The sequence below is a fragment of the Pedobacter sp. GQ55 genome (assembly GCF_059758925.1).
This window is the reverse complement of record NZ_JCAXEI010000003.1, coordinates 350,748-376,217: the sequence shown is the minus strand read 5'-3', so window position 1 is coordinate 376,217 and position 25,470 is coordinate 350,748. Positions and strand designations below refer to the sequence as shown.

The 25,470-nt window shown below is 38.1% G+C and carries 25 protein-coding genes, 1 tRNA gene and 1 other RNA gene; 7 read left to right on the top strand and 20 right to left on the bottom strand.

Annotated elements, in window-relative coordinates; genetic code table 11:
- Positions 1 to 10: 10 nt before the first annotated feature.
- The 5 genes from AC6CH7_RS10495 to AC6CH7_RS10475 are packed head-to-tail and all read right to left on the bottom strand — an operon-like array spanning position 11 to position 4,524.
- Positions 11 to 748 carry an ABC transporter ATP-binding protein gene (locus AC6CH7_RS10495; protein ID WP_498262647.1) on the bottom strand — a complete coding sequence of 246 codons (738 nt, stop codon included), beginning with the start codon at positions 746 to 748 and terminating at the stop codon, positions 11 to 13.
- Positions 749 to 750: 2 nt separating this feature from the next.
- Entirely contained in the window at positions 751 to 1,671 is a 921-nt protein-coding gene (locus tag AC6CH7_RS10490; protein ID WP_498262646.1) for an ABC transporter ATP-binding protein, read from the bottom strand.
- Positions 1,668 to 2,570, bottom strand: coding sequence for an HlyD family secretion protein (locus AC6CH7_RS10485; RefSeq protein WP_498262645.1), 903 nt, complete (start codon positions 2,568 to 2,570; stop codon positions 1,668 to 1,670). Before AC6CH7_RS10485 ends, AC6CH7_RS10490 begins: the two co-directional genes overlap by 4 nt.
- Positions 2,571 to 2,588: 18 nt before the next feature.
- Positions 2,589 to 3,851 (bottom strand): TolC family protein, encoded by a 1,263-nt coding sequence (locus AC6CH7_RS10480; protein ID WP_498262644.1) that lies wholly within the window; start codon positions 3,849 to 3,851, stop codon positions 2,589 to 2,591.
- A gap of 55 nt (positions 3,852 to 3,906) precedes the next feature.
- Positions 3,907 to 4,524, bottom strand: a complete 618-nt coding sequence (locus AC6CH7_RS10475; RefSeq protein WP_498262643.1) for a TetR/AcrR family transcriptional regulator — start codon at positions 4,522 to 4,524, stop codon at positions 3,907 to 3,909.
- Between the two features lie 164 nt (positions 4,525 to 4,688).
- Here AC6CH7_RS10475 and AC6CH7_RS10470 point away from each other — a divergent pair, with 164 nt between their 5' ends.
- From AC6CH7_RS10470 to AC6CH7_RS10460, 3 genes are all read left to right on the top strand, one after another.
- Positions 4,689 to 6,221: a SulP family inorganic anion transporter gene (locus AC6CH7_RS10470; RefSeq protein WP_498262642.1), complete on the top strand. Its 1,533-nt coding sequence runs from the start codon at positions 4,689 to 4,691 to the stop codon at positions 6,219 to 6,221.
- Between the two features lie 50 nt (positions 6,222 to 6,271).
- Positions 6,272 to 6,505: a hypothetical protein gene (locus tag AC6CH7_RS10465; protein WP_498262641.1), complete on the top strand. Its 234-nt coding sequence runs from the start codon at positions 6,272 to 6,274 to the stop codon at positions 6,503 to 6,505.
- Positions 6,506 to 6,570: 65 nt separating this feature from the next.
- Positions 6,571 to 7,356, top strand: coding sequence for a GDSL-type esterase/lipase family protein (locus AC6CH7_RS10460; RefSeq protein WP_498262640.1), 786 nt, complete (start codon positions 6,571 to 6,573; stop codon positions 7,354 to 7,356).
- A 23-nt stretch (positions 7,357 to 7,379) separates the two neighbouring features.
- On the opposite strand, the gene AC6CH7_RS10455 is transcribed toward AC6CH7_RS10460, so the two are convergent.
- The 7 genes from AC6CH7_RS10455 to AC6CH7_RS10425 all read right to left on the bottom strand — a co-directional run bounded on the left by AC6CH7_RS10455 (position 7,380) and on the right by AC6CH7_RS10425 (position 11,932).
- Positions 7,380 to 7,925, bottom strand: a complete 546-nt coding sequence (locus tag AC6CH7_RS10455) for a dihydrofolate reductase family protein (protein WP_498262639.1) — start codon at positions 7,923 to 7,925, stop codon at positions 7,380 to 7,382.
- Positions 7,926 to 7,991: 66 nt separating this feature from the next.
- A complete protein-coding gene (locus AC6CH7_RS10450; protein ID WP_498262638.1) occupies positions 7,992 to 8,774 on the bottom strand; it encodes an AraC family transcriptional regulator in 783 nt (260 codons plus the stop codon).
- Between the two features lie 14 nt (positions 8,775 to 8,788).
- The gene (locus AC6CH7_RS10445; RefSeq protein WP_498262637.1) at positions 8,789 to 9,313 is read right to left on the bottom strand and encodes a GNAT family N-acetyltransferase; all 525 of its coding nucleotides are present in this window, start codon (positions 9,311 to 9,313) and stop codon (positions 8,789 to 8,791) included.
- Between the two features lie 38 nt (positions 9,314 to 9,351).
- Positions 9,352 to 9,594 carry a hypothetical protein gene (locus AC6CH7_RS10440; protein ID WP_498262636.1) on the bottom strand — a complete coding sequence of 81 codons (243 nt, stop codon included), beginning with the start codon at positions 9,592 to 9,594 and terminating at the stop codon, positions 9,352 to 9,354.
- A 121-nt stretch (positions 9,595 to 9,715) separates the two neighbouring features.
- A complete protein-coding gene (locus tag AC6CH7_RS10435; protein WP_498262635.1) occupies positions 9,716 to 10,006 on the bottom strand; it encodes a hypothetical protein in 291 nt (96 codons plus the stop codon).
- Positions 10,007 to 10,368: 362 nt separating this feature from the next.
- Positions 10,369 to 10,779 carry a DUF1348 family protein gene (locus tag AC6CH7_RS10430; RefSeq protein ID WP_498262634.1) on the bottom strand — a complete coding sequence of 137 codons (411 nt, stop codon included), beginning with the start codon at positions 10,777 to 10,779 and terminating at the stop codon, positions 10,369 to 10,371.
- Positions 10,780 to 10,963: 184 nt separating this feature from the next.
- On the bottom strand, positions 10,964 to 11,932 hold the full coding sequence (locus AC6CH7_RS10425) for an alpha/beta fold hydrolase (RefSeq protein ID WP_498262633.1): 969 nt from the start codon (positions 11,930 to 11,932) through the stop codon (positions 10,964 to 10,966).
- A gap of 49 nt (positions 11,933 to 11,981) precedes the next feature.
- Here AC6CH7_RS10425 and AC6CH7_RS10420 point away from each other — a divergent pair, with 49 nt between their 5' ends.
- Complete coding sequence (locus AC6CH7_RS10420; protein ID WP_498262632.1) at positions 11,982 to 12,905, top strand: LysR family transcriptional regulator; 924 nt, start codon at positions 11,982 to 11,984, stop codon at positions 12,903 to 12,905.
- Positions 12,906 to 13,507: 602 nt separating this feature from the next.
- Here AC6CH7_RS10420 and AC6CH7_RS10415 read toward each other — a convergent pair.
- The 3 genes from AC6CH7_RS10415 to AC6CH7_RS10405 form a co-directional block, all read right to left on the bottom strand.
- Positions 13,508 to 13,798, bottom strand: a complete 291-nt coding sequence (locus tag AC6CH7_RS10415) for an Arm DNA-binding domain-containing protein (protein ID WP_498262631.1) — start codon at positions 13,796 to 13,798, stop codon at positions 13,508 to 13,510.
- A 259-nt stretch (positions 13,799 to 14,057) separates the two neighbouring features.
- Positions 14,058 to 14,130, bottom strand: a tRNA-Lys gene (locus tag AC6CH7_RS10410).
- A gap of 224 nt (positions 14,131 to 14,354) precedes the next feature.
- Positions 14,355 to 15,182, bottom strand: coding sequence for an alpha/beta fold hydrolase (locus tag AC6CH7_RS10405; protein WP_498262630.1), 828 nt, complete (start codon positions 15,180 to 15,182; stop codon positions 14,355 to 14,357).
- Positions 15,183 to 15,345: 163 nt separating this feature from the next.
- Here AC6CH7_RS10405 and AC6CH7_RS10400 point away from each other — a divergent pair, with 163 nt between their 5' ends.
- On the top strand, positions 15,346 to 15,891 hold the full coding sequence (locus AC6CH7_RS10400) for a D-glycero-alpha-D-manno-heptose-1,7-bisphosphate 7-phosphatase (protein ID WP_498262629.1): 546 nt from the start codon (positions 15,346 to 15,348) through the stop codon (positions 15,889 to 15,891).
- Positions 15,892 to 15,973: 82 nt separating this feature from the next.
- Here AC6CH7_RS10400 and fsa read toward each other — a convergent pair whose 3' ends face one another.
- Entirely contained in the window at positions 15,974 to 16,636 is a 663-nt protein-coding gene (fsa, locus tag AC6CH7_RS10395) for a fructose-6-phosphate aldolase (RefSeq protein ID WP_498262628.1), read from the bottom strand.
- A gap of 139 nt (positions 16,637 to 16,775) precedes the next feature.
- Positions 16,776 to 16,875, bottom strand: an RNA gene (gene ffs, locus AC6CH7_RS10390) — signal recognition particle sRNA small type.
- A gap of 454 nt (positions 16,876 to 17,329) precedes the next feature.
- Between ffs and gltB the strand changes: the two genes are divergently transcribed.
- Both gltB and AC6CH7_RS10380 read left to right on the top strand, forming a co-directional pair.
- Positions 17,330 to 21,841: a glutamate synthase large subunit gene (gene gltB, locus AC6CH7_RS10385; RefSeq protein ID WP_498262627.1), complete on the top strand. Its 4,512-nt coding sequence runs from the start codon at positions 17,330 to 17,332 to the stop codon at positions 21,839 to 21,841.
- 3 nt (positions 21,842 to 21,844) lie between these two features.
- On the top strand, positions 21,845 to 23,311 hold the full coding sequence (locus AC6CH7_RS10380) for a glutamate synthase subunit beta (protein WP_068890767.1): 1,467 nt from the start codon (positions 21,845 to 21,847) through the stop codon (positions 23,309 to 23,311).
- Between the two features lie 79 nt (positions 23,312 to 23,390).
- On the opposite strand, the gene AC6CH7_RS10375 is transcribed toward AC6CH7_RS10380, so the two are convergent.
- From AC6CH7_RS10375 to AC6CH7_RS10365, 3 genes are read right to left on the bottom strand one after another with little or no spacing between them, the layout of a single operon-like run.
- Complete coding sequence (locus AC6CH7_RS10375; RefSeq protein WP_498262626.1) at positions 23,391 to 23,996, bottom strand: hypothetical protein; 606 nt, start codon at positions 23,994 to 23,996, stop codon at positions 23,391 to 23,393.
- Entirely contained in the window at positions 23,977 to 24,771 is a 795-nt protein-coding gene (locus AC6CH7_RS10370; RefSeq protein WP_498262625.1) for a metallophosphoesterase family protein, read from the bottom strand. The genes AC6CH7_RS10375 and AC6CH7_RS10370 overlap by 20 nt, the downstream gene beginning before the upstream one ends.
- Before the next feature lie 40 nt (positions 24,772 to 24,811).
- Positions 24,812 to 25,468: a YdeI/OmpD-associated family protein gene (locus AC6CH7_RS10365; protein ID WP_498262624.1), complete on the bottom strand. Its 657-nt coding sequence runs from the start codon at positions 25,466 to 25,468 to the stop codon at positions 24,812 to 24,814.
- Between the last annotated feature and the right edge of the window lie 2 nt (positions 25,469 to 25,470).

The following is a 25,470-nucleotide window of genomic DNA, read 5'->3' as shown; positions in this document are numbered from 1 at the left end:
CCTTATTATTCTAATCGCTACGTTTTGCACCTCTTGCCAGCTGATAAAAAACCTGGTCCATTGAGCTTGCTTTAAATTGATTTTTCAAATTAGCCGGGGTATCAAGTGCTTCTATTTTTCCATCTACCATAATGGATATGCGGTTACAATACTCTGCTTCATCCATATAATGGGTGGTTACAAAAACGGTAATTCCTTTTGCAGATGCCTCGTAGATCAGGTCCCAGAATTGTCTTCTTGTTACCGGATCAACTCCTCCGGTAGGTTCATCCAGAAATACAATTTTTGGTTGGTGTAAAACTGCAACCGAAAAGGAAAGCTTCTGTTTCCAACCCAGTGGCAGGGAGTCTACTAATTTTTTAGCCTCATTTTTGAGTCCAAGCTGTTCCAATAAATCTTCGCTTTTAGTTTTAATTTCCCGATTGCTTAACCCATATATTCCTCCAAAGAACCTGATGTTTTCCTGCACTGTGAGATCTTCATACAAAGAGAACCGCTGACTCATGTAGCCTATGTTTCTTTTAATTTCTTCTGTTTGCTTGTACACATCAAAACCTGCTACTGTGGCTGTACCGGAACTGGGTATAGATAAGCCACATAACATGCGCATGGCAGTTGTTTTACCTGCGCCGTTAGCGCCAAGAAAACCAAATATTTCACCCTTTTCTACTTCAAAAGTAATTTCATTTGTTGCTGTAAAATCCCCAAAACGTTTGGTCAGTTTATCCGTTTTTATAACATATTCCATAGCTAATTTTTCAATAGTTTGATGAAATAATCTTCAATAGTTGGTGGTACAGGTTTAATTTCGACCTGAGCTAAGCCTTCTGCTTTTAAGTAGACCTTAAGCTTATTATCCTCAAAAGGTCCTTTAAAGGAAACATGAGCATATTCGCCAAAGGCATAGCAATCCATGACCTCAGGGTATTTGCTAAGTGCTTTAATCAATTCATACATCTGATCTGCTTTGATTGCGTATAGTTGCTCAGGATATTGTTGTATCATATTCTGAGGGGTGTTGATGGATAATATTTTCCCATTCTGTATCAGGGCGATGCGGTCGCACAATGTAGCCTCGTCCATATACGGGGTTGATACCAGAATGGTAATATCTTGTGCTTTAAGTCTTTTCAGCATCTCCCAAAATTCTTTTCTCGACACCGGATCCACTCCAGTTGTTGGCTCATCCAGAAACAGCACAGTTGGTCTGTGGATAAGGGCACAACATAATGCTAGTTTTTGTTTCATTCCTCCGGAGAGTTTCCCCGCCCTTCTGTTTTTAAAGGGTTCGATCTGGACGTAGATATCTTCTATCAAATGATAATTCTGAGCGATGGTGGTGCCAAATACAGTAGCAAAAAAGCGAAGGTTTTCTTCTATAGTCAGGTCTGGGTAAAGTGAAAATTTGCCAGGCATATAACCAACAGTCTTTCTAATCTGTTTATAGTCGGCAACTATATCATAGCCGTCTACCTTTGCCGTTCCTTTTTCAGGAAGTAGTAGGGTAGTCAACATCCTGAAAATGCTCGTTTTACCTGCACCATCCGGACCAATAAGGCCAAACAGTTCTCCCTTATTTACATGGAAAGAAACATCATCGACAGCAACTAGCTGCTCTTTACCGTAGGTTTTACGGAGCTCGTTTAGTTCGATGGCAAAGTCGCTGCTCATATTTTTTTAGATAAAATGATCTCTCCATACATGCCTATTTTTAAGTAGCCGTCATTTTTCACCTTTATCTTAACTGCATATACCAGATTTGCCCGCTCATTTTTGGTCTGTATGGTTTTAGGAGTAAATTCAGCTTTATCGCTAATCCATTCTAGAATACCCTCGTAAGTTTTATATTTTCCGGCTGCTGCATCAACCAATACCTCAACTTTTTGCCCAAGTTTAACAGTTGGCAACTGATTGCCAGTAATGTAGGCCCTTAAAATGATGGACGACAAATCGCTGACCTTGTATAGAGGTTTACCTATTGTAGCCATTTCATTTACTTCAGCGTATTTGACCAGTACAGTGCCTGCTGTCTCGTTTACAACTTTACTCTTTAAAAGTTGATCGTTTAATTGATCAATCTGCACATTCAACGGAAGTGTTTCCTGATTTAAACTGGTCGAGGTAATATTCAGGCTAGATTTCTGAGCAGCTATCTGTTTTTTAATGATGGCAATCTGGGCATTGGCGTCGTCCAGTTGTTTTGGTGTGGCTGCATCGGCCTTTAACAGGTTGGTAATTCTTTGCTGCTCTCTGTTTGCCTGCTTTAGCTGTTCCTGGTATGCGGCTATCTGAGCAGGCACATCTGGCTTTTTACCTAATACAGCAGTGATCTGGGCTTCCAGTTGTTTCTTTTTTAAGTATAGTTGAGTAGTATCAATATAACCTATCGTTTCCCCTGCCTTAAGTACCTGTCCCTCCACAAGATTCAGGGCCTCAATGGTTCCGGTTGCCTGGGCAGATACGATGGTTTCTATAGCTTCGAAGGTGCCCGAAGCATCGTAGGTCTGTTCCTTTTGCCCACAAGACATCAAAAACAAAGCGGTAGTTATTGCAGATGCTATTTTCTTCATGATTAGTTTGCTTTAAAGTTAATTGCCAGTGGCGGTTTGTTTATTGTGCTGTGCCATAAGTAGTTGTATCTGGTGCATGATTTTGCTTTGTCTGGCCTGATCTTCGGCGTTTACCTCACGTAAATAATCGCTGGTATTGATTACTCCGTTTTCCAATTGTGCGGCCGATGTTTCCTTTATACTTGCCCGCAACGCAATAATCTCATCATCTGAGCTCAACAGGTTTGTTTGCTTATCAATTTCTGATTCCTGCTGTTTAATCGCAAAATTCGTGTTCAGTAAAAAGCTTTCTTTTTGCAGATCAATCTCTTTTCTGTTAATGTCTATTATTGCCTTTTCTTTTTTGCTGGTATAAAAACCAGAGAGGGGCCAGCTCATTCTAAGTCCGCCTATGGCAAAAGGTTCGGCTTCGTTGTTCAGCATATTTAGTGCTGGTCTGCCTACGCCTCCCTGCAAAAACAAATTAAATTTAGGCAGGTTCCGGGCTACTATAGCTTGTTGTTTTACCCCCAGACTTTTGCCTTGCTGTTCATAAAGGCGAAGCTCTGGCCGGCGGATTTCAGCTTGCATTACAGGTTGTACAGGTTTTTGCAGTTCAACATCTTCTGTAAGGGTTTTATGAATAAATAAGCTCAGCACCTCTATGTATCCTTTGCGTGTAAACTTCTGCTCGATACTTTTTTGGTTTACTTTGAGTAATTCGGCCTTAAGGATATTCAAACTGCTTTTAAAGGCTGTTCCATTAGCTATGGTAGCTTTTGCGCGATCTATGCCAAGGCGAATATCTTTTTGAAGTAATTCATTTTGTTTTAATTGGGCATCTATTAACAGTATGCCAAAGAACAACTGATTTATCCGTTCTTTCAATTTGTACAGTTCGACCTCAAGTTTCTGAGTTTCAACCGAGGCATTGATGTCAATAGCTTCTTTTTGTCGGCTGATCACGCCACCATCAAACAGGACCTGAGTTCCTTCTGCGCTTAAACGATACTGGTCTTTACTGAGTTGAGGAATGTTCATTCCAGGAATTTGAATTGGGATCTTTGTTACATCCGACTGGTAAGTTACCTGCCCGCTGATATTAAATTGCGGCAGATATCCCTTTGCTGCGTTTTCAATAGAGTAGGCTGCAGTTTTTGAAATCAATTCCGACTGCCTTACCAATGGATAATTCTGGCGGGTCAGGGTGTAGCATTCTTCAATTGAAAGCTTTTCCTGGCTTTGCGCATTCGTTTGATAAAACACAAAACAAATGATGGTGGTGAAAAATATAGATTTCATTTCTATTGTTTATTTATTTGTTTTAATCATTTGATTAATCTGGGAATAAAAAATTTTAATGGGTTTTTAGCATTGCATCAATCCAAACAGGAATCATTTTTTTTCTTTCCTCAACCATTTTATCAAAATCTTCTTGTTTTAATTCTCCTATAATTTTAAGTAGGGGACTGGCTACAAAAGGGAAAACCGTTAAACTGATAATGTTTATAATAAAATGCAGGGGATTAGCTTTACCATTTAGGGATTGGTTTAACTGCTGATAAAAATGAGATTTAAGCAGAATCTCTTTAACATTCATATTTGTGGCCAGTTTTTCGGGATTAGCTTTTATTTCACTTAAAATGAATAATGGCATGTCTGGTTGTGCTCTTAATAAATTGATATAATTTTCGGCAACCAGTGAAACCTTTTCTGTTAGGCTAAATGCCTCATTATTCAATAATCCTCTTATTCCCATTAAAAACTGCTGTATGTTCTCCATCATTACAATATCAAACAGCTTCTCTTTACTTCTGAAATAGTAATTCAGCAATGCAAGGTTTATACCGGCCTGCTCAGCAATATCCCTTGTACGAGTACCCGAGTAGCCTTTTTTTGTAAAAACAATATTTGCTGCTGCTTTAATCTTTTCTTCGGTACTACTGTCGGCTTCTATCTTTGTTTTCTTACTCATCTTTATCTTGTAATGTCTTAAGTACTACAAATATAAGCGTAATTATTTGACTTAATCAAATAATTTAATCATTTGATTAAATTTATAGATATATACCTTAATAATGCATAGATCAAGTATTTTTTCTACTTTTTATTCGTACTTTCGAAGCATCAACCTTACATATGTTTTCTCGTAATCGCTTTTTTGACTTTTCGCAAACGGTCAATTACAAAAATGAAATCCTGGCAGGCCTGACAGTTGCCATGACAATGATGCCTGAATCTTTATCCTTTGCCATCCTTGCCGGATTTCCTCCATTGGCAGGTTTATATGCCGCTTTTATTATGGGATTGATTACCTCTATTCTTGGTGGCCGGCCGGGCCTGATTTCTGGTGGTGCGGGGGCTACGGCAATAGTTCTGATTGCTTTAATGAAATCCAATGGAATTGAATATGTTTTTGCCGCTATTGCATTAGCGGGTATGATTCAGATAGGGGTAGGTCTATTTAAACTGGGAAAATTTATAAGATTGGTACCTCAACCGGTAATGTATGGGTTTGTCAATGGTCTGGCTGTTATCATTTTTATGGCGCAGCTGGAACAATTTAAAACTGTTGTGAACGGCGAATCGGCCTGGCTCAGTGGTACTCCATTGCTTATTATGGGTGGTTTAGTGCTGCTTACTATAGCAATAGTGGTGATTTTGCCAAAAATAACCAAAGCTGTCCCCCCATCACTAATCGCTATAATAGTTGTTTTTCTACTAGTTTTCGGATTCAATATCGATACAAAAACGGTAAGGGATATTGCCTCGGTTAGCGGTGGATTTCCTCCATTTCACATACCAGCGATACCCTTTGAGTTTAAGACTTTACAGGTTATTTTTCCATATGCCTTAATTATGGCCGGTGTGGGTTTAACCGAAGGTTTGCTGACGCTCAATTTGGTTGATGAGATTACCAGCACAAAAGGCAATGGCAATAGAGAATCTATTGCCCAGGGTACCGCCAATATTGCAAATGGTTTTTTCTTTGGAATGGGAGGGTGCCCAATGATTGCTCAAACGCTGGTTAATTTATCGGCTGGTGCCAGAGCAAGATTATCTGGAATCATTGCTTCATTAACCATACTTATCATTATACTTTTCGGTGCACCCATTATTGACCGTGTTCCAATGGCTGCGTTAACAGGGGTAATGATTATGGTTGCCGTAGGTACATTTGAATGGGTTAGCTTCCGCATCATCAACAAAATGCCAAAGCAAGATATCTTTATCGGTATTCTAGTAGCGGTAATTACCATCTGGCTTCATAATCTGGCACTTGCAGTACTGATAGGGGTGATCCTATCAGCGCTAGTATTTGCATGGGAAAGCGCAAAACGAATCCGTGCAAAGAAATATATAGATGAACTGGGGGTTAAACATTATGAAATATTTGGCCCTTTATTTTTCGGATCTGTAGCCGCTTTTAATGAGAAGTTTGATGTCAGCGGAGACCCGCAGGAGGTTATCATAGATTTTAAAGAAAGTAGAGTAGCAGATATGAGCGGCATAGAGGCACTAAATAAACTAACTGAACGTTATAACCTGGAAGGAAAAAAATTACGCCTGCAGCATCTCAGTGAGGATTGCAGGACTTTACTTAAAAATGCCCAGACAGTAATTGATGTTAATATTTTGGAAGATCCAAATTATAATGTAGTGGTAAATTAAAACCAAACAATTTTGAGCTGTTACTGTTGCTTTGATATTAAATAATAAGAATGAAATTAGTTTACAGGGATCCCTTTGCTATCGAACTCCACGGAGTTAAGCTTACCGTCTATCCTCAAGAGGATGGCATCTATAAAGTTTTTAAAGGTTCAAATAAATTTGCTATTCTACATGCCCTGGTCCATGAACTGGGTATTACCTGGGAAACAAGGGGATGGATAGATCAGTCATACGTGAATGAAATTGGAAAACTGATCGAACAAGAACATGTTGATTTGCTTTAACTCATTTTGGTAATGTAGGGTTTATAAACTGGATCAATTGTTTATCTTCATGAAAAAAAAGAATCATGAAGAGTTTCCCTGTGGCTAAGCTGATATCCAAATTTTTGATGGTGGTTTCTGTATTATTGCTAACCTCCTTTTCTTCAGTAAAAAAAACTAAACTGAATATTGTTTTTATAGGAGATAGTATAACTGAGGGAGGTGCATTAAACCAGCCATCGGTAGAAGCAACGCCACTTATTGTGCAGCAAACACTGACCTCAACAGCGCAATTTACATCTGTTAATATTGTAAATATGGGCTTTAGCGGGCATACCAGCCTTGATTTTTTACCAGCCACTAATACTGACTTCCCGAAGGTTATCGAAGCTGCAAACGCGTTAAATAAGGATGCCTCGGCCACGCTTTTGTTTTCTATTATGTTAGGAACTAATGACAGCGCCATATTTGGACCCCACGGATCACCCATCTCTGCTGAACAATACGATCAAAATATTTCCAGATTGATAGATAGTTTATTAAATCAGTACCCAAAGGCTAAGTTTATAGTTCAGTATCCACTTTGGTATAGCACTAATACTCAAAACAATGCCGCTTATTTAGAAGAAGGTTTGAACAGATTAGAAAGCTATTTTCCGAAAATAGATAACCTGGTTAAAAAGTACACCAAATTAGCTCCCAAACGCATATTTGCAGGTGATAAATCTGGCTTTGATTTTTTCAAAAAGAATCATACTACGTTGTTTAAACCAGAACAAGGAAAAAAAGGCACGTTCTATTTGCATCCAAATGCAGAAGGATCAAAAGAGCTGGCGAGGATATGGATTAAGGGGATTCTAAAGGCCATCTAATGATTAGATCAATCTGCTCATTATCAAACAAATGACTCATTATTGATGCCATAAGTAAGCGATACCAAACCACTTTCGTAAGTCTTACTTTTCAGAAGAGTGAGTTTGGTTCGATCATCTTGCTTGCGGAACAGGGCTTTTCCATCACCAAGAAGTATGGGATGTACCGACAACCATAATTCATCTACAAGGCCTTCTTTCATCAAGGCATCGGTAAGCTCAGCACCACCATATAGCCATATGTCTTTGCCTGGTTGTTCTTTTATCCTTCGCGCTTCAGCAATACTATCGCGAGATATAATTACGGCACCTTCTTTTACTGTTTTAAATGTTTTAGAAAACACATATTCTGTCAACACAGGCATTCCGGGAACTATTTCTCCGTTATTGCTATCAGCATACTGTTGCGCTATCTCATAACTTTTGCGACCAATAAAGATGGCATCTATACGGTCAAAGAATTCGTTTAAGCCATAGTCCTGATCCGTAAAGCACCAATCATATTCACCGTTAGGCCCTTCAATGTATCCATCCAATGTTATTGCTAATCCTAATATTAGTTTTCTCATATCTTCAATGTTTTTGTACTGCAAAATTGCAAACATTAAATTACCTCAAATTGTACAAAACGGACATTAATAAAGAACATGCTGGGTGTGAGTCAACTCACCAGGAGCATAGCCAGTATAAGTTTTATAGTCGCGATTAAAATGAGCCTGGTCATAATAACCGCTTTTATAAGCTATTTCCGTAAGTGAGAGGAACGGATATTTTTTTATATAGTGAAGTGATTGTATGAACCGATACACACGCAAATATTCTTTGGGCGATAGGCCGATACACTGCTGAAATTTTCGTAAAAGATGGCGCTGGCTAATACCGGCATCATTTGTAAGCTTACTTACAGACATTAAGCCACCGGAAAGTTGCACCTGTTGCAGGCAATAGGCCACCTGCAAATCGTTTTTGGCTGAGGCTAATTGTTGAAGTAAATAATTTTGCACTATACATACACGTGTTTCATTGTCACAGGCACAAGCTAGTTCATCCTCTATTTCATCGGTCAGGTCATTCCATATATCCGATAAGGGTGCTGTAGTGTCGGTTAATGTATGCATGGGTACTTGAAAGAACTTATACGCCATGCCGGGATAGAAACAAATGGCGAGGCAACCAGCCCCTTTGCGCATCTGAACATCCATAGGACGGCTCATGCGAAAGCTAATAATGCTACGCTTATGCAGTTCATCGCTAATGATTGCTACCGGCGTACTGGTGTAGTTCACAAACAACTCAACACAGGTATCGGGCAGCACCCGTATATGGTTTGTATCTGTGTCTCCATCACAGTCCATAGTACATATCAGCTTAATGTAAGGCCGCAGATTCGGAATAACATCATACAATTGAATATGCATAGCGTATAAATATACTACATATGATCAAAAAGTTCATACCAGTAATGTGAGACAAGATCATAACTAAATATCTCTTTTTCCATAAAACCACATTTTTTTAGAACTTTTTGGGATTGCAAATTATCTACATCAGCAATAGCATAAATTGCAGGGAGTTTAAGATCACTAAAACCATATTCCACTGCTGCTTTTGAAGATTCGGTGGCGTAACCCTTCCCCCAAAAATTCTTTATAAATCTATATCCTAAATCATGATAGTCTTTATGTCCATTAGTTAAATCAGTGACTAATTTAAAACCACCCCATCCTACAAAATTATTTGATTCTTTTTCAATTATTGCTAAACGTCCCACTCCGTTGTCAACATACTGTTGTCTAATGAATTTTATAACATCTTTGGCCTGCCCGATAGTTTTAATGGGATTTTTCCCTAGATACTGATGTACTTCAGGATCGGAATCTAAACTAAATAAACCTTCAGCATCAGTTTCTAATAATTCTCTAAAATAAAGCCGTTCAGTCTCAATAAGCATATTCATTTTCAAACTTACCAATTTTCAATAGAATTAGCATTTGTTCATAGCGTAGCAGAGATTTCCTTTATAATCTTTATACTGAAAGAATGTCTACCCATCAGCCACCTTTTGATTTCGTCTGGATTGATGTCCAGGGAAACAGCAAGATCATTTGCTGAAAGACCTTTATCTGCTAACGTTTTTGCGGCTTTACTGGCAGTGTCCAGATTCAGCTGCGTTAATTCCTCTATAGCAGGGTTTCCGCTTTCTTCCAGCCATATCGATACAAAATCGTTCTCTTCCATTTATGTTTGTTGTAATTGTTTAAAGTATTCAGAGCCTTCTGCACCCTTGTTTATTTAGCCAGCGAAATTAATAATATTACTTCTATTATTTAAACCACCTGCGCTTTGCTTATATTCTGCTTTACCAAATAAATTTATGATCATCCATACGATCTGATTTTACGTAACGCGTCAACTTACCCTCATGGAAATAAAAGAATGAATAAGGTTCAGCATTGGCTATAACCACTCCTCTGGAGATAATGCGATAAATACTTGTCCCATTATTATCGAGCGACATCAATTCTGCAGAGCGGTTAGCTTGCTTGAATTCATTTTCTGACATACCGATCTTAATTGACGATTCTTGATATGACATGCTCTTGCAGCCTAAAGCTATTGCTGCCAGACAGATTAAAATTATTTTTTTCATGTGTGTTTATTTGTGTGTAATGAAGTCGCTTCAATAATGATGCCCTTTCGTATCCCTAAAGATTATGTTTTCTTCACACCTTATTCACACCTCCTTCATATCAAATCTACAAACAGGTACCTTTTTGTGAAGAAAGTGTGCCTAATATGTGTATGATGTGAGAACAATGATATTACTTTTGGCATTTATCCATTTTGGTTATACAAAAATAAACCGGGCAGCTATGGAATTCCGTTTTTTAAATATTTTTACCTAAGAACAAAGCATTATCAAAAATGGTTATCTCGGATCATTAGTTTGATATGAAACTGGCAAGGCGCTAACAATATACTAGCGCCTTTTAAACATTAGTGTTAATCTATTTATAGAATTCGATCTTTTTCATCAATGGCCAGATCATTAATGCTTGCGAACCGTTTCTCCATTAGCCCGCATTTATCAAATTCCCAAAGCTCATTACCAAAGCTGCGGAACCATTGCCCTTGATGGTCATGCCATTCATATTCAAAGCGAACTGCTATACGGTTGTTAGTAAATGCCCAAAGTTCTTTTTTAAGCTTGTAGTCAAGTTCATTCTCCCATTTGTTTGCTAAAAATAGTTTGACTTCTTCACGGCCCGATATAAATTCCGACCGATTGCGCCATTCTGTATTAAGGGTATAAGCCATGCATACTACTTCAGGATTGCGGCTATTCCATGCGCGCTCTGCAAGCATAACTTTCTTCACCGCGGAATCGTAGCTAAACGGTGGTACAGGGTTTTTAATTTCCATCACTTCATTTGATTTATTTGTATTTGAAAAAAGCTCGGCTTATACCGGGCTTGCTTTAATCAGTGTATTTCCGATTTCTCAAGACTCTCTACCGCCATGATTAAAATACGCATAACCATCCTCTTCAACCTACCAATTCTAGGCACAAAGCCTTCACATTTAGGCAGTATTACACCCGAAAATCTTATTTTGGAAGGGTGGAGAGAAACTTCAGTATTTCATTTCCTATCTCCTGTCCATGGGTTTCTAACGCAAAGTGGCCAGTATCATAAAATTTTACTGTTGCGTTAGGAATATCTTTTTTATAGGCCTCAGCTCCGACTGGAAGAAAAAATGGATCTTTATTTCCCCACACAGCAAGCAATTTTGGTTTATTGGTTCTAAAATACTTTTGAAACGTTGGATACAGATCAACATTTGTTTTATAGTCTTTCAACAGGTCAAGCTGAATTTCTGCAGACTCTGGCCTATCTAGAAAATACTGATCCAAAATGTAAGCTTCGGGGGCTACAAGCGATGAATCGGTAACGCCAGTAAAATACTGGAATTTCGTTCCCTCCTTGGTAGAAAAAGCCCTTAGCGCATCTCTATTTTCTTGGGTGTTATTTTCCCAATATTTCTGAATTGGATTCCACCCCGTACTCAATCCTTCTACATAGGCATTGCCATTTTGCGAAATAATCCCCGTAATTTTCTCTGGATTTGCAAGTGCCAGACGAAATCCGGTTGGCGCACCATAATCGAATACATAAATTGCGAACCTTTTTAAACCTAATTCATCTATAAAACCCTGCATTGTTTTGGCCAGATTTTCAAAAGTATAGGTATAAGTTGTACGATCTGCCAAATCAGTATTTCCAAATCCAGGAAGATCAGGGGCTATAATGTGATATTTTTTGTTTAACATCGGTATCAGATTGCGGAACATATGTGATGATGTTGGGTAACCATGCAATAATAATATTGTCGGTGCTCCTGCTGGGCCTGACTCTCTATAAAATACGCCAAGTCCGTTTACATTTACCTTGCGGTGATGAACAATCCCAACTTCTAAAGCAGGACTTGTTTTAACTGTGGTTGATTGTGCCATAATTTCTGTTCTCCCTAATAAGCCAGTCAGGATGATCGTGAAGGCTATTTTTAGTTTTTTCATTTTTTCCTTTTTTTTATTCAAAAGTAAACCAGATATTTAATCTTTAAAAATGATTTATAAAGATACCATGTATCTCAATTTAAGATTTATGAACACGAATGACCTTAATTTATTTGAAGCCGTTGCGCATTATGGCAGTTTTACAAAGGCTGCTGAAGCAATGTTTACAGTTCAGTCAAATGTAACTACCCGTATAAAAAATTTGGAAGAGGAGTTTGGCGCACTGCTTTTTACCAGAAACAACCGCAAGGTCGAATTAACTCCGGAAGGTGAAAAACTTATTCGCTATACCAAGCAACTCAACCATATTTTGGATGAGGCAAAAAGGTCGATTGGTAAAAGCGACATCGTAAAGGGCCAGATTAAAATTGGATTTTTGGAAACCATGATGACCCTGAAAGGGCCTGAACTTGTTAATGAACTTGCTTCTAAATTCCCTTTTGTTGACCTAGATTTTAGATCAGCGATGAGAGCCAGCTTAATCAGTGATGTGTTGAATTATAAACTAGATGCAGCATTTATTCCTGCTCCTCTTGACCTTCCTGAGCTTGAACAAATTAAAATAAAGGACGAACAGGTCGTAATTGTTGCTCCAGCAGATTGTGAAAACCTGGATATTCTACTTAAAAATAATCCGCTTAAAACAATAGTTTTCGATCAAGGCTGCGTCTTTAGAGCTAAACTTGACTCTTGGCTTGTAAGCAAAGGTATTGCCCAATATCATAAAACAGTAATGAATTCCATTGAAGGCGTTGTAAATTTCATTGAATCCGGGATTGGATTTAGTGTTATGCCAGAAGAAATCATAAGTACGTTTTATGGTAATAGAAATATAAAAACATTCCATCTGCCAAAGGAGTTGGGCCTTATGACAACGATTTTGGTCTACAGAAAAGATGTGCCACTTTCCCCTGCTTTAGAAGCCTTTATCAGCATCAGTGGTGGAACAAAAAGTAACAATGTCGATAAATAAAGATTTCACATTCAAGCCTCAAATTGTTTTGAAAATAGGAATCCGCATGGCAAATCGTAAAGACACGAGTACTGTTACACTTTATGATTATTAAGCTGAAATGATGGATTCGGGATTACTCAAATAAGCTTATCGACATTACAGACTGCCAGGACAGTAGAAGGCCCTGTCTACCTGCGTCGTTTAACTTAATTTGGTACAAACGCAGAAACTCTGAAACAGTTAAAAGCAGCAACAATGAAATACATCTTTCCTCAAAATAGCGTGGTTAAACTAGGAGACTCATAATCTTTTACTCGAGGTGTCATTTAAAATACTCAAGCATTTTTCATAATTGTCTCATTAATTTGGATGTCATATTTCTACGTTTTCTAGTGGTATTAGGGCGATTTTCATTAGATCTTCCATAAAGTGGTTCGATCTTAGTACGTCTGGGGGTAGAATTGTTTAAAGGCCAGCCCTCAGAAAGTTTGCTTGAAACGCAGGTGGAGTTGCCACTAATGGCCAAGGGAGAACATGTAGTGCAGGATTATGCTACGGTTGGTTTATCGCTGAAAGCGCATCCGGTGAGTATGTGCCTGAAGAACAGGTCAACATCCTTTTCACCACCTGAACAGCAATATTCCAGTATTGGATTTTTCAGAATGTAATCTTTGGTTACGCAGCCTGTAAGAATTTGTTTGAGTTTTTTTATATGGCCTTGCTTCTGTACTTGGTTCTACAACCCGTTTTAAAGTTGTGTCCCAGAAATCAGGGTGTGCTTTTCGGGAAATGGAAATTTCGTCATCTTCACCTTCGATTGTAATACGGGCATAAAGTGGTGCCAGGCCACTTTTTGTTGATTTCGACTTTTTCAGCCAAAACATAATCAACAGCTTTTCATCGCTTTTCATTTTGCAAGCATTTAAGTGATCAAATATTCCCCGGCTTATGCCGGAAAAACACATTGATTTTCTTAAAACTCACGCCACAGAAGTCTTTTTAGAAATTCGGAACCCCAAATTTAAATCATATCATCAGGGTACCAAATAGGGCACCATATGGATAGATTTACTTTGATTTGTTTTGGCCTTCTTTTTTTGTAAAAGTTGCTAGAAATAAGCAGTTTAAACGAAAGAAGCGCACCTAAGTGCGCTTCTTATCATTCGTCTGTGATCCCGCTGGGATTCGAACCCAGGACCACTACATTAAAAGTGTAATGCTCTACCAGCTGAGCTACGGAATCAAAGTTCTTATCTGGAACTTTCCTCTAAAGCGTTTCCCTTTAAAGTGGTGCAAATATAGGATTACGATATATATTCTGCAAATAATATATCGATAAATCACATAGTAAGCTGATTCCTAGCCTTATTATTTACATTTAATCTTTTCTTCACCTTCAATTAATATTCCCATCTCCATAAAAAAGGCAAATTGCGATTAAACAATAGGGTAGAGGGCTACTTATTTTCATAGAAAATTAAGCAGCATTTTATTAATCTCATCTTTATGCGTAAGGAACACACCGTGTGATGCACCTTCTATAACATGATATTCTGAGTTGGGCAACAATGAAGATGTTATGTCACTGGTAATATTAATAGGTACAATTTTATCGTCATTGCCATGAATAATCAATACAGGAATGGTGATTACACTTAAATCTGTTCTAAAATTAGTTTCAGAGAAGGAACGAACACATTCAGTGGTAGCTCTTGGACTGGCAACAACTGCAAGTTGATGCATCCAGTTTTGAATTTCCTGGCTAACTGGCTTGTTCTGCCCATCTACACTGAAAAATTGCCGCCCAAATTCTGCTAAAAAAGCAGGCCGGTCATTTAGTAAGCCTGCAATCATACCATCGAATACTTCACGGGGAACCCCATCTTCATGATCTTCTGTTTTTAATAGCAGAGGAACGACAGAACTGATTAACACTGCCTTAGTAACTCTGGATGACCCATATTTACCTAAATACCTAACCACTTCGCCACCACCCATCGAAAATCCTACAAGGGTAACATCGTTTAAGTCTAGCGCTGTAATTACCTCGTGTAAATCGGCTGCAAGTGTATCATAATCATAACTATGCCATGGTCTGTCTGATTGACCAAAACCACGTCTATCGTATGCTATACATCTATATCCTGCATTTACTAGTGTATTAACCTGATATTCCCACATTTCGTGCGATACCGGCCATCCATGGATTAAAACCACAGGTTTACCCGTCCCTAAATCTTCAAAAAAAATATTAACCGATGAACTGTTCTCAGCATTTTTTTTAACGTATGGCATAATAATTTTTATTTAATGTTCAACTCTTTTAATAACATAGCCAAAGGTCATTTGTTTAATAAAAACAAACAATATCTGGCCATAATAAACTTTATATTCTCATATTTGAGGTATTAAACTAACCCATAAGGTATAAAAATACCTGGAGGAATAACTATAAATAATGAATAAAGCTATTTTTTTGGATCGCGATGGCGTTCTTAATCACGAAATCCACGATTACATTACCAAACTAGAAGATTTTGAAGTATTGGAATATCAGATTCCTCCATTAAAAAAACTATTTGACGAAGGTTACTTGCTTATTGTAATTACAAATCAAGGTGGGATTGCTCAAAAGCGATATACAGAAGAAACACTGGCCGAAATGCATAAAGTTCTTGCCCAAAAATTTGAAGCTCAAGATGCCTTGATAACACATGCATACTATTGTCCTCATCATCCAACCGTTTCTGGCGATTGCGAATGCAGAAAACCTAAATCGGGAATGCTTTTAGAAGCTATTGCCACATACAACATTGATCCTGCACTTTCTGTAATGATTGGCGACAAACCAAGGGATGTTGAAGCTGCAAATGGAGCAGGGGTAAAGGGTATTGAGATACTGCCTGATGAACAGATAGATTATAATCTTGTTAAGGAAGTGCTTGCAGGGAATGAATTTCAAACACTTAGCGCAGGAATATTAGACAGAGCTAAAGATAAGTAATAGCTGTCATTGCCAATAAATCGCATAAAAAAAGCTGGTATCATAATTATGATCCAGCCTTTTTTATGCATTTAAGGAAATATTATTTTGCTTCTGAAGCTTTTTTGTGGTCTGCAAGGAACTGAGCTAAACCGCTATCAGTTAATGGGTGTTTTAACAAAGAAGTAATTGCAGATAAAGGACCTGTAATTACATCTGCACCTAATTTAGCACAGTTTACAATATGCAATGGACCGCGTATAGAAGCAGCTAAAATTTGAGTTGGGTAACCGTAGTTATCAAATATTAATCTAATATCTTCAATTAATTGTAAACCATCAGTAGAGATGTCATCTAAACGACCTAAAAACGGAGATACATAAGATGCACCAGCTTTAGCAGCTAATAATGCCTGTCCGGCAGAAAAAATTAAAGTACAGTTGGTTCTGATGCCTTTAGACGAAAGGTATTTAATTGCTTTAACGCCATCTTTAATCATTGGGACTTTAACAACAATCTTTGGATCTAATTTAGCTAAGGCTTCACCTTCTTTGATAATTTCATCATAAGTGGTAGATATTACTTCAGCACTTACATTATCATCTACAATAGCGCAGATTGCCTTGTAATGCGCAATTACGTTTGCATCGCCCGTAATACCTTCTTTAGCCATAAGACTAGGGTTAGTGGTTACACCATCTAAAACACCAAGATCTTGTGCTTCTTTTATTTGATCAAGATTAGCTGTGTCAATAAAAAATTTCATGTTATTTAATTTAGCAAATTGGTTAATGTTATAAGTTGTCAATTAATAAACGCCTAAATTAGGTATTTACATTGAAGTCTTTTAAGAAAAGATGGAATAAATAGGAGAGGAGAGCCTTTTTTTTACATTGAAAGTAAAAAAAGGGCAAGCACCTCTTATCGCATCGCTACAACTTTCTACCCTTGCTTCGTTCCCGACCTGGGGGAGTTCAAAAGGAGCTGATCGTAAAAGACTTGCCCGCCACAAAAGTAGCAAAAGACCTGAATCTACGAAAGGAAAATCACTAAATATTTCAACTTTTTTAAGGAAATAAAGATAATCAATTGACGTTAAAGAGATTGAGTTTGTAAATAATTTAATATTTCCGTTATATTTAAATAACCTTACGAGAGAAAGAGACAAGTTGAATATAATACAATCAAAAAAACCTCAGCAAAAAACAGGAAAAATAGCGTTTAAAGCGTATAAAGCCAATTGTAATTATTTTGTTATGCAAAATAATTCTAAATAACACCATTACCAACATTGTAAATTAAAACGATGTAATTTACCAATATGATAATTAAGCGCTCAGTTCATTGCCAAGTACTGCTTTTTTTCTAAAAAATATGTGAATATTATAATTCCTTGAATTTTATTCGTATCTTAGTGTCCTAAATACACTATACCAAAACTAATATTTAAACGAGACTTATGGAACCAAAACAAGATAACCAAGGGTTATATGACCAGCGTTTTGAGCACGATGCCTGCGGTATCGGATTTGTTGCCCATATAAAAGGCAGGAAATCGCAGCAAATTATTTCTGACGCTATAACCATTCTTGAAAATCTTGATCACCGCGGAGCTGTCGGTGCTGAAATCAATACGGGTGATGGGGCTGGTATTATGATACAAATACCCCATGAATTCCTGTATGACGAGTGTCTCAAAATCGGATTCAGCTTAAATGAATCTGGAGATTACGGCGTCGGAATGCTATTCCTACCCAAAGATGTAAAGGCAAGAGAAGAATGTAGGGAAATTATTTACCGCGCTGCCGAAAAACTAAACCTGGAAGTTCTGGGCTTTAGAAAGGTAATTACCAATACAGAAGGTATTGGAGATATGGCCTTATCAGTAGAACCGGAAATGGAGCAGGTATTTATTGCCCGTCCTCATGTAATTGCAGCAGGTGCAGATTTTGAACGTAAACTGTACGTGTTTAAAAACTACCTGTCTAAAACAATTAACAATACCGTTAAAGGTATTAATGGCGATTTTTATATCGCTTCTTTTTCGTCAAGAACAATTGTATATAAAGGTCAACTAACTTCATTGCAAGTTAGAAGCTACTTTACTGAACTTAGCGATAAGCGCGTGGTTTCAGCCTTTGGTTTAGTTCACTCGCGTTTTGCAACAAACACTTTCCCTTCATGGAGGCTGGCACAACCTTTCAGGTACATTGCCCACAACGGAGAAATAAACACTTTGCAAGGTAACCTTAACTGGTTCAGAGCAAGTGTGAAATCTTTTGCTTCTTCTTACTTTACTCCTGAAGAATTAAATATTTTACTTCCTGTAATTGATGAGTCTAACTCAGATTCGGGATGTTTAGATAACATAGTAGAATTACTACTTCACTCTGGTCGTTCTTTACCACATGTTCTGATGATGTTAATTCCTGAGGCATGGGATGGTAATGACGATATGGATGAATTGAAACAAGCTTTCTATAAATTCCATGCTACCTTAATGGAGCCTTGGGATGGACCGGCAGCAGTTTCATTTACTGATGGTAACCTTATAGGTGCTACATTAGATAGAAACGGACTTCGTCCGCAAAGATACGCCATTACTGAAGATGACCGTGTAATTATGGCATCCGAAGCTGGTGCACTAGCTCTTGATCAAAGCAAAATCATTGAAAAAGGAAGATTAACTCCTGGAAAAATGTTTGTGGTAGATATGGAGCAAGGCAGAATCATTAGTGATGCTGAGATTAAACAACAGGTATGTGGCAGCAAACCTTATGGCGACTGGATCAATAAATACCAGATCAGACTGGAAGAACTTCCTGATCCAAGATTGGTGTTTAGTAACCTCTCTCAGGAGTCTATTTTTAGATACCAACAAGTTTTTGGCTATAGCAGAGAAGATATCGATCTAATCTTAAAACCAATGGCTCAGGATGGCAAAGAACCAATTGGTTCAATGGGTACCGATATTCCTTTGGCTATCCTATCTCAAAAGCCTCAACACTTAGCTTCATACTTTAAGCAATTATTTGCCCAGGTTACTAACCCGCCAATTGACCCGATCAGGGAAAAAGTGGTAATGAGTTTAGCCGGTTTTATGGGTAATAACGGTAATATATTGGAAGAAAATGCAATGCAATGTCATTGTGTAGGCATTAAGCATCCTATATTAACTAACCTTGAGCTTGAGAAATTAAGAAGTATAGATACCGGAGTATTCCAATCTAAAACCTTACAAACTTATTTCAGAGCCGACGGCAACCCAGGTGCATTAGCTAAAGGTATTGAAAGACTTTGCCGCTATGCTGTTGATGCTGTTGAAGATGGTTTCCAGGTAATTATCCTTTCTGACAGGGCTCTTGATTCTGAGCATGCTGCCATTCCTTCGTTATTAGCTGTTTCAGCTGTTCACCATCACTTAATCCGTAAAGGATACAGAGGTGCTGTGGGTATTGTGGTTGAAGCTGGTGATGTTTGGGAAGTTCATCATTTTGCAACCTTAATTGGTTTTGGTGCAACTGCAGTAAATCCTTATCTGGCTTTAGAAACTATTGCCGGTTTTGAAACTGAACTTCAGGAGAAAAAAGAAAAACTATTCCAGAATTATATCTATGCAGTTAACAATGGTTTGTTAAAGATATTCTCTAAAATGGGTATATCTACATTACAATCATACCATGGTGCTCAGATATTCGAAATTCTTGGATTACATAAGAGCGTAGTAGATAACTACTTTACCGGAGCTGTTTCAAGAATCGGTGGATTAGGCTTAGACGAAATAGCTAAGGAAACGTTGATTAAACACAACAGAATCTTTAAATTGGCTAACCGTCCGGATGCGATATTACCTACTGGTGGTAACTACAAATGGAAACGTAAAGGTGAGCAGCATTTGTTCAACCCTCAAACCATCCACTTGTTGCAAAACGCTACCAGAAAAAATGATTACAGCACTTACAAACAATACTCTAAACTGGTAAACGAGCAAACAAACCAGGCGTATACAATAAGAGGTTTATTTGAATTCAGTTACAATCGTCCGGCTATTTCTTTAGAGGAGGTTGAACCAGTTGAAAATATCTTTAAAAGATTTGCTACAGGAGCAATGTCATTCGGTTCCATCTCTCACGAAGCACACTCTACATTAGCCATTGCAATGAACCGCATTGGTGGAAAAAGCAATACCGGAGAGGGTGGTGAAGATGAATTGAGGTATGAAGTGCTTGAAAATGGCGATTCAATGCGTTCTGCAATTAAGCAAATCGCTTCTGCACGTTTTGGTGTAACTAGTTACTACCTTACTAACGCAGATGAATTGCAAATTAAAATGGCACAAGGCGCAAAACCTGGTGAAGGTGGTCAATTACCTGGACACAAAGTAGATGATTGGATTGCAAAAGTTCGCCACGCTACTCCGGGGGTAGGATTGATCTCGCCTCCGCCACACCACGATATTTATTCTATTGAGGATTTAGCACAGTTAATATTCGATCTAAAGAATGCGAACAGGGAAGCGAGAATCAACGTAAAACTGGTTTCTAAAGCTGGTGTTGGTACTATTGCTGCCGGGGTAGCTAAAGCACATGCTGATGTAATCCTGGTTTCGGGATTTGATGGCGGTACTGGTGCATCTCCATTAACCTCAATACAACATGCTGGGTTACCTTGGGAACTTGGATTAGCGGAAGCACACCAAACCCTTGTTAAAAACCGCTTGCGTAGCAGGGTTGTGTTACAAACAGACGGACAGCTAAAAACAGGTAGAGATATTGCTATAGCAACTTTACTTGGAGCCGAAGAATGGGGTGTTGCAACTGCTGCACTGGTAACCGCAGGATGTATTATGATGCGTAAATGCCACTTAAATACTTGCCCTGTTGGTGTAGCCACTCAAGATCCTAACTTAAGAAAACTATTTACAGGTGAGGCTGATCACGTAGTCAACCTATTCTATTTCTTGGCTCAGGAGTTAAGAGAAACAATGGCTGAACTTGGTTTCAGAAGCGTTGAAGAAATGGTTGGTCAATCTGACGCGTTAAAAGTACGTGCAATAGCTCAGGAAGACTGGAAACAAAAAGACCTTGATCTTTCTGCAATTTTATATAAAGCACCAGATAATGGATTAAGCTTATTCAAAACAGAGGATCAGGATCATGGGTTATCGGAAATTCTGGATCACGAATTAATTAAAGCTGCACAACCGGCATTATTTAACAAAGAGCCGATATATAAGGAGTTCGAAGTTAAAAATACCAACCGTGCAATCGGTACCATGCTTTCAAACGAGGTTTCGAAAATTTACAAATCACAAGGCTTACCTGCTGATACCATTAATTTCAAATTCAAAGGTTCTGCTGGTCAGAGTTTCGGAGCATTTGCTACAAAAGGTATCTCACTACATCTTGAAGGTGAGGCAAATGATTATGTAGGTAAAGGACTTTCGGGAGCGAGATTATCAATTTTCCCTTTTGGTACCACTAAATATGTTCCTGAGCAAAACATCATTATCGGTAACGTAGCACTTTACGGCGCAACTTCTGGTGAGCTGTTTGTAAGAGGACAGGCTGGTGAAAGATTCGCGGTCCGTAACTCTGGTGCAACTGCCGTTGTTGAAGGACTTGGAGATCATGGTTGTGAATACATGACAGGTGGTGAAGTGCTGGTTATTGGCGATACAGGCAGCAACTTTGCGGCTGGTATGAGCGGTGGTATTGCATGGATCTATAATGTTAAAGGTGATTTTGCAAATAAATGCAATAAAGAGATGGTAGATCTGGATCCTCTTGATGAGCAAGATGAACTACGTATCACTCATTTATTAAAGAAACATCTTCAGCTTACAGACAGTAGTGTAGCTAAATTCTTATTAGACGACTGGGCAACACAATCTGCACACTTCATCAAAGTATTCCCTAAAGAATACAAAGCAGTATTAATGAACAAAAGTAACAAACTGAAAATATCTTAAATAATGGGAAAAGTAACTGGATTTTTAGAATACGAGAGAACTGCTCCTTTAAAAGAAGATGCAAAAGAGCGTTTAAAACATTATAATGAATTCGTAAAGAATTTTGAACTGGAGGAAGTTAACAAAGAAGCAGCCAGATGTATGGACTGCGGTGTTCCCTTCTGCCAGTCGGGTTGTCCACTAGGCAACGTGATTCCTGAATTCAATGAAGCGGTGTATAAAGGCGACTGGCATCTGGCCAGCACTATCTTATTGAGCACAAATAACTTCCCCGAATTTACAGGAAGAATTTGCCCGGCACCATGCGAATCAGCATGTGTACTTGGAATCAACAAATCACCTGTATCAATTGAGGAGATAGAGAAACACATCATTGAAATTGCCTTTGATAAAGGTTATATTAAAGCTGAGCAACCACTAATCCGCACTGGTAAAAAAGTGGCTGTTATTGGTTCTGGACCTGCAGGTTTGGCTGCTGCGGCCCAATTGAACAAAGCCGGACATGAGGTTGTTGTTTACGAACGTGACGACACACCAGGCGGTTTACTTAACTATGGTATCCCTGATTTTAAATTACAAAAGGATGTTGTTACAAGACGCGTCGCTTTAATGGAAAAAGAAGGCATTGTATTTAAATGTAATTCAAACGTTGGTGTAAATGTAGAATTGAACACATTACTTAGAGATTTCCAATCAATCATTCTTGCTGGTGGTTCAACTATACCGAGAGATCTTCCTGCAAAAGGAAGGGAGGCGAAAGGTGTTCACTTTGCAATGGATTTCTTAAAGCAACAAAACAAACGCGTTAAAAACTTCGCAGTTGATGGTGAAGCTATATTAGCAACTGGTAAAGATGTTATTGTAATTGGTGGTGGTGATACCGGATCTGATTGCATTGGTACTTCTAACCGCCAGGGTGCAAAATCGGTAACTCAGTTTGAGATTATGCCGATGCCTTCGCAACAACGTACCAGTAACATGCCTTGGCCAACTTACCCAATGCTTTTAAAAGTAACTTCTTCTCACGAAGAAGGATGTGAAAGAGGATGGGGAGTAAATACGAAAGAATTCATCAAAGACGAAAACGGAAATCTGAAGGCTGTAAAAGTAGTTGATGTAGAATGGGAGATTGATGCTAATGGTCGCCCTGTAAACTTCAAAGAAAAAGCAGGTACAGAGCGTGATCTTCCTTGTCAGCTTGTTCTTTTAGCTATGGGCTTTTTACATCCGCAAAAAGAAGGGTTAATTGAAAACCTTGGCGTTGAACTTGACAACAGAGGAAACGTAAAAGCTGAAGAAGGTAAATATCAAACCAATATTGCTAAGATCTTTGCTGCCGGTGATATGCGCCGCGGACAGTCATTAGTAGTTTGGGCAATATCTGAAGGAAGAGAAGCAGCCAGAAAAGTAGATCAATACTTAATGGGGCACAGTAGCTTACCTTCTAAAGATGGTATTCCATACGCTTAAGTAGATATAAATATTATAACAAGCAAAAGGCTCCGATATATTTACCGGAGCCTTTTGCTTATGGTCACTGCGTTTCCTTTTAAAACTTAACACGCATTCCTATTCCCAGCTGAAAAATATCTGTCACAGTTAATGCAGAAGTATTTTGAAGGTAATTGATCAGATAAAAATCATTGGTATTTGCCTCTATATAAAGACCAACAGCTCTGATACCTGTGTTTTTCAAAAGTTTTTTTGCGTTTAACTCCATTTCACTACTGAAAGCGAGATGTGGGCGTAATGCCTCGGACCAGTAATAATAATCATGGGCATATTGTCCACTTGGAAATTTGAAGGACAGATCCTTATGAAAAGTATAAGTAGCAAATATTGCAGGATTAAAAGGATAAATCTTTCCCCAATCTTTTAATTTAATAGTCCATGGTTTATAGCCAAATTTAACAGTTGCTATATTCAAAACCCCACCTTTATTACCTGGCACAAATCCATAAAGCAAATCTAAATTACCTTTTTTATTACCAAAAAGCTCATAACCTACACCTCCACTAAAATACCCGATACTCCCGGCGTACTGTACAATTGCCTCATCAGGAATTAAGAACTTAAAATTCTGCGCTGATACTTTAGCACTAGTAGCAACCAACAGAAAAAAAACGAAGCGGAACTTAAAAATATACTCTCTCAAAACTTATCTTATTATTTACAATTTGTACAACTAAAAACTCTTTATTTGCCACCGCGCTTGTGATCACATAGGGGATACCCGAATCATCGGGATAATAAAGACTATAATTATGAGCATGTGCGTTTAGCGATGCCAGAAAGCCAGGAGTTTGAGCAAATGTGGTTGTATAATCCTTTATTAATTTGCTATCAAAATCTTCCGAGTTAACCGGAACATGGGAGATCGCTACAAAACCCTTAACAGCAGATGATGGTTTCAATTCATTTTTTAACCAGGGAATATTAGGTACCTGGCCATTAAAGTTGTATTCCCGGCTATTACTATCATGGCAAACGAATTTTACACCGCCATACACAAAAGAATAATCAAGTTCGCCAAACATATGTTGAAATGTTTCTTTGCCTCTGGCGGTTTCATCATGATTTCCAATAACTGCAACATAAGGAGGATTAAGATCTTCAAGGGTTCTTGAGATCCAAAGCATTTCTTTTAAAACTCCGAATTCCGTAATATCACCGTCAAGAACCACAAAATCAATACCTTTTATAGCATTTACAGCTTTGCAAAACTGTACAGTTTCATCCCGAGATTTCTGGCTATCTCCAGTTAAAACAAAAGTTACGGTATCATCATCAGCGCCATTACCCAACCTTTTAAGATTGGTAGCATTTACATCTTTTAAAGAAATTTTATCAAAAGTTTGATTTGGACTAAACTCGAAATGGTTACAACTTGCTAAAGCAGCACAGAGTAGAAATAGTAAAAATATTCGCATACCACAAATTAAAGGGATATCCAAATATTGAATGTCAGGACTATTTCATAGTTGGATTCTTTTTACCAACCAGTAACATTTCAACAGTTTTCTGCAATCTGCCTATTCTTGTTTGTTCTTGCTTGGCCGTGAGTATCCACAATACATATTCCTTTTTATGTGAATAGGCGAGGGTATCAAAAAAAGACTGTGCTTGTGGATGCTGCAAAAATAACTTTGCCAAATCTGCTGGCACCGTAACTTTTTTATTTTCAATATCTATAAACTCAGCAAATTCATTGTTTTTAATTTCATTATTTCCAACTCCAGATGCTTTTACCTGATCGATTGGTTTAATTCTAATGCCTGTCCAGGTATCGTCAATTGCTGCTGAAGCACAAGGAGTAAGTTTATAAAGTTCCAGTTCTTTCCACTTCTCCATTTTAAGATCGGTAACAATACCGGAGGTCTTTTTTGGATAAGCAATCCAAACTGTTTTTTTATCGTCTATTTTTGGCGCCCAAAGTTTAAGCTCTCTGTTTAAATCAGTGCTGTTCTTTACAAAAAGCAGCAAGCCATTAAAATCCTCAGCAGAACTGCTAACTAATGTTATGTTACTGACGTCCCCTAAAATAGCGGCACTATTTTCGGGAGCATTTGCCAATAAAACCTTAAAACCAGGCTTGAAATACATTTTCTTTAATAAGCCATTCTCCATGA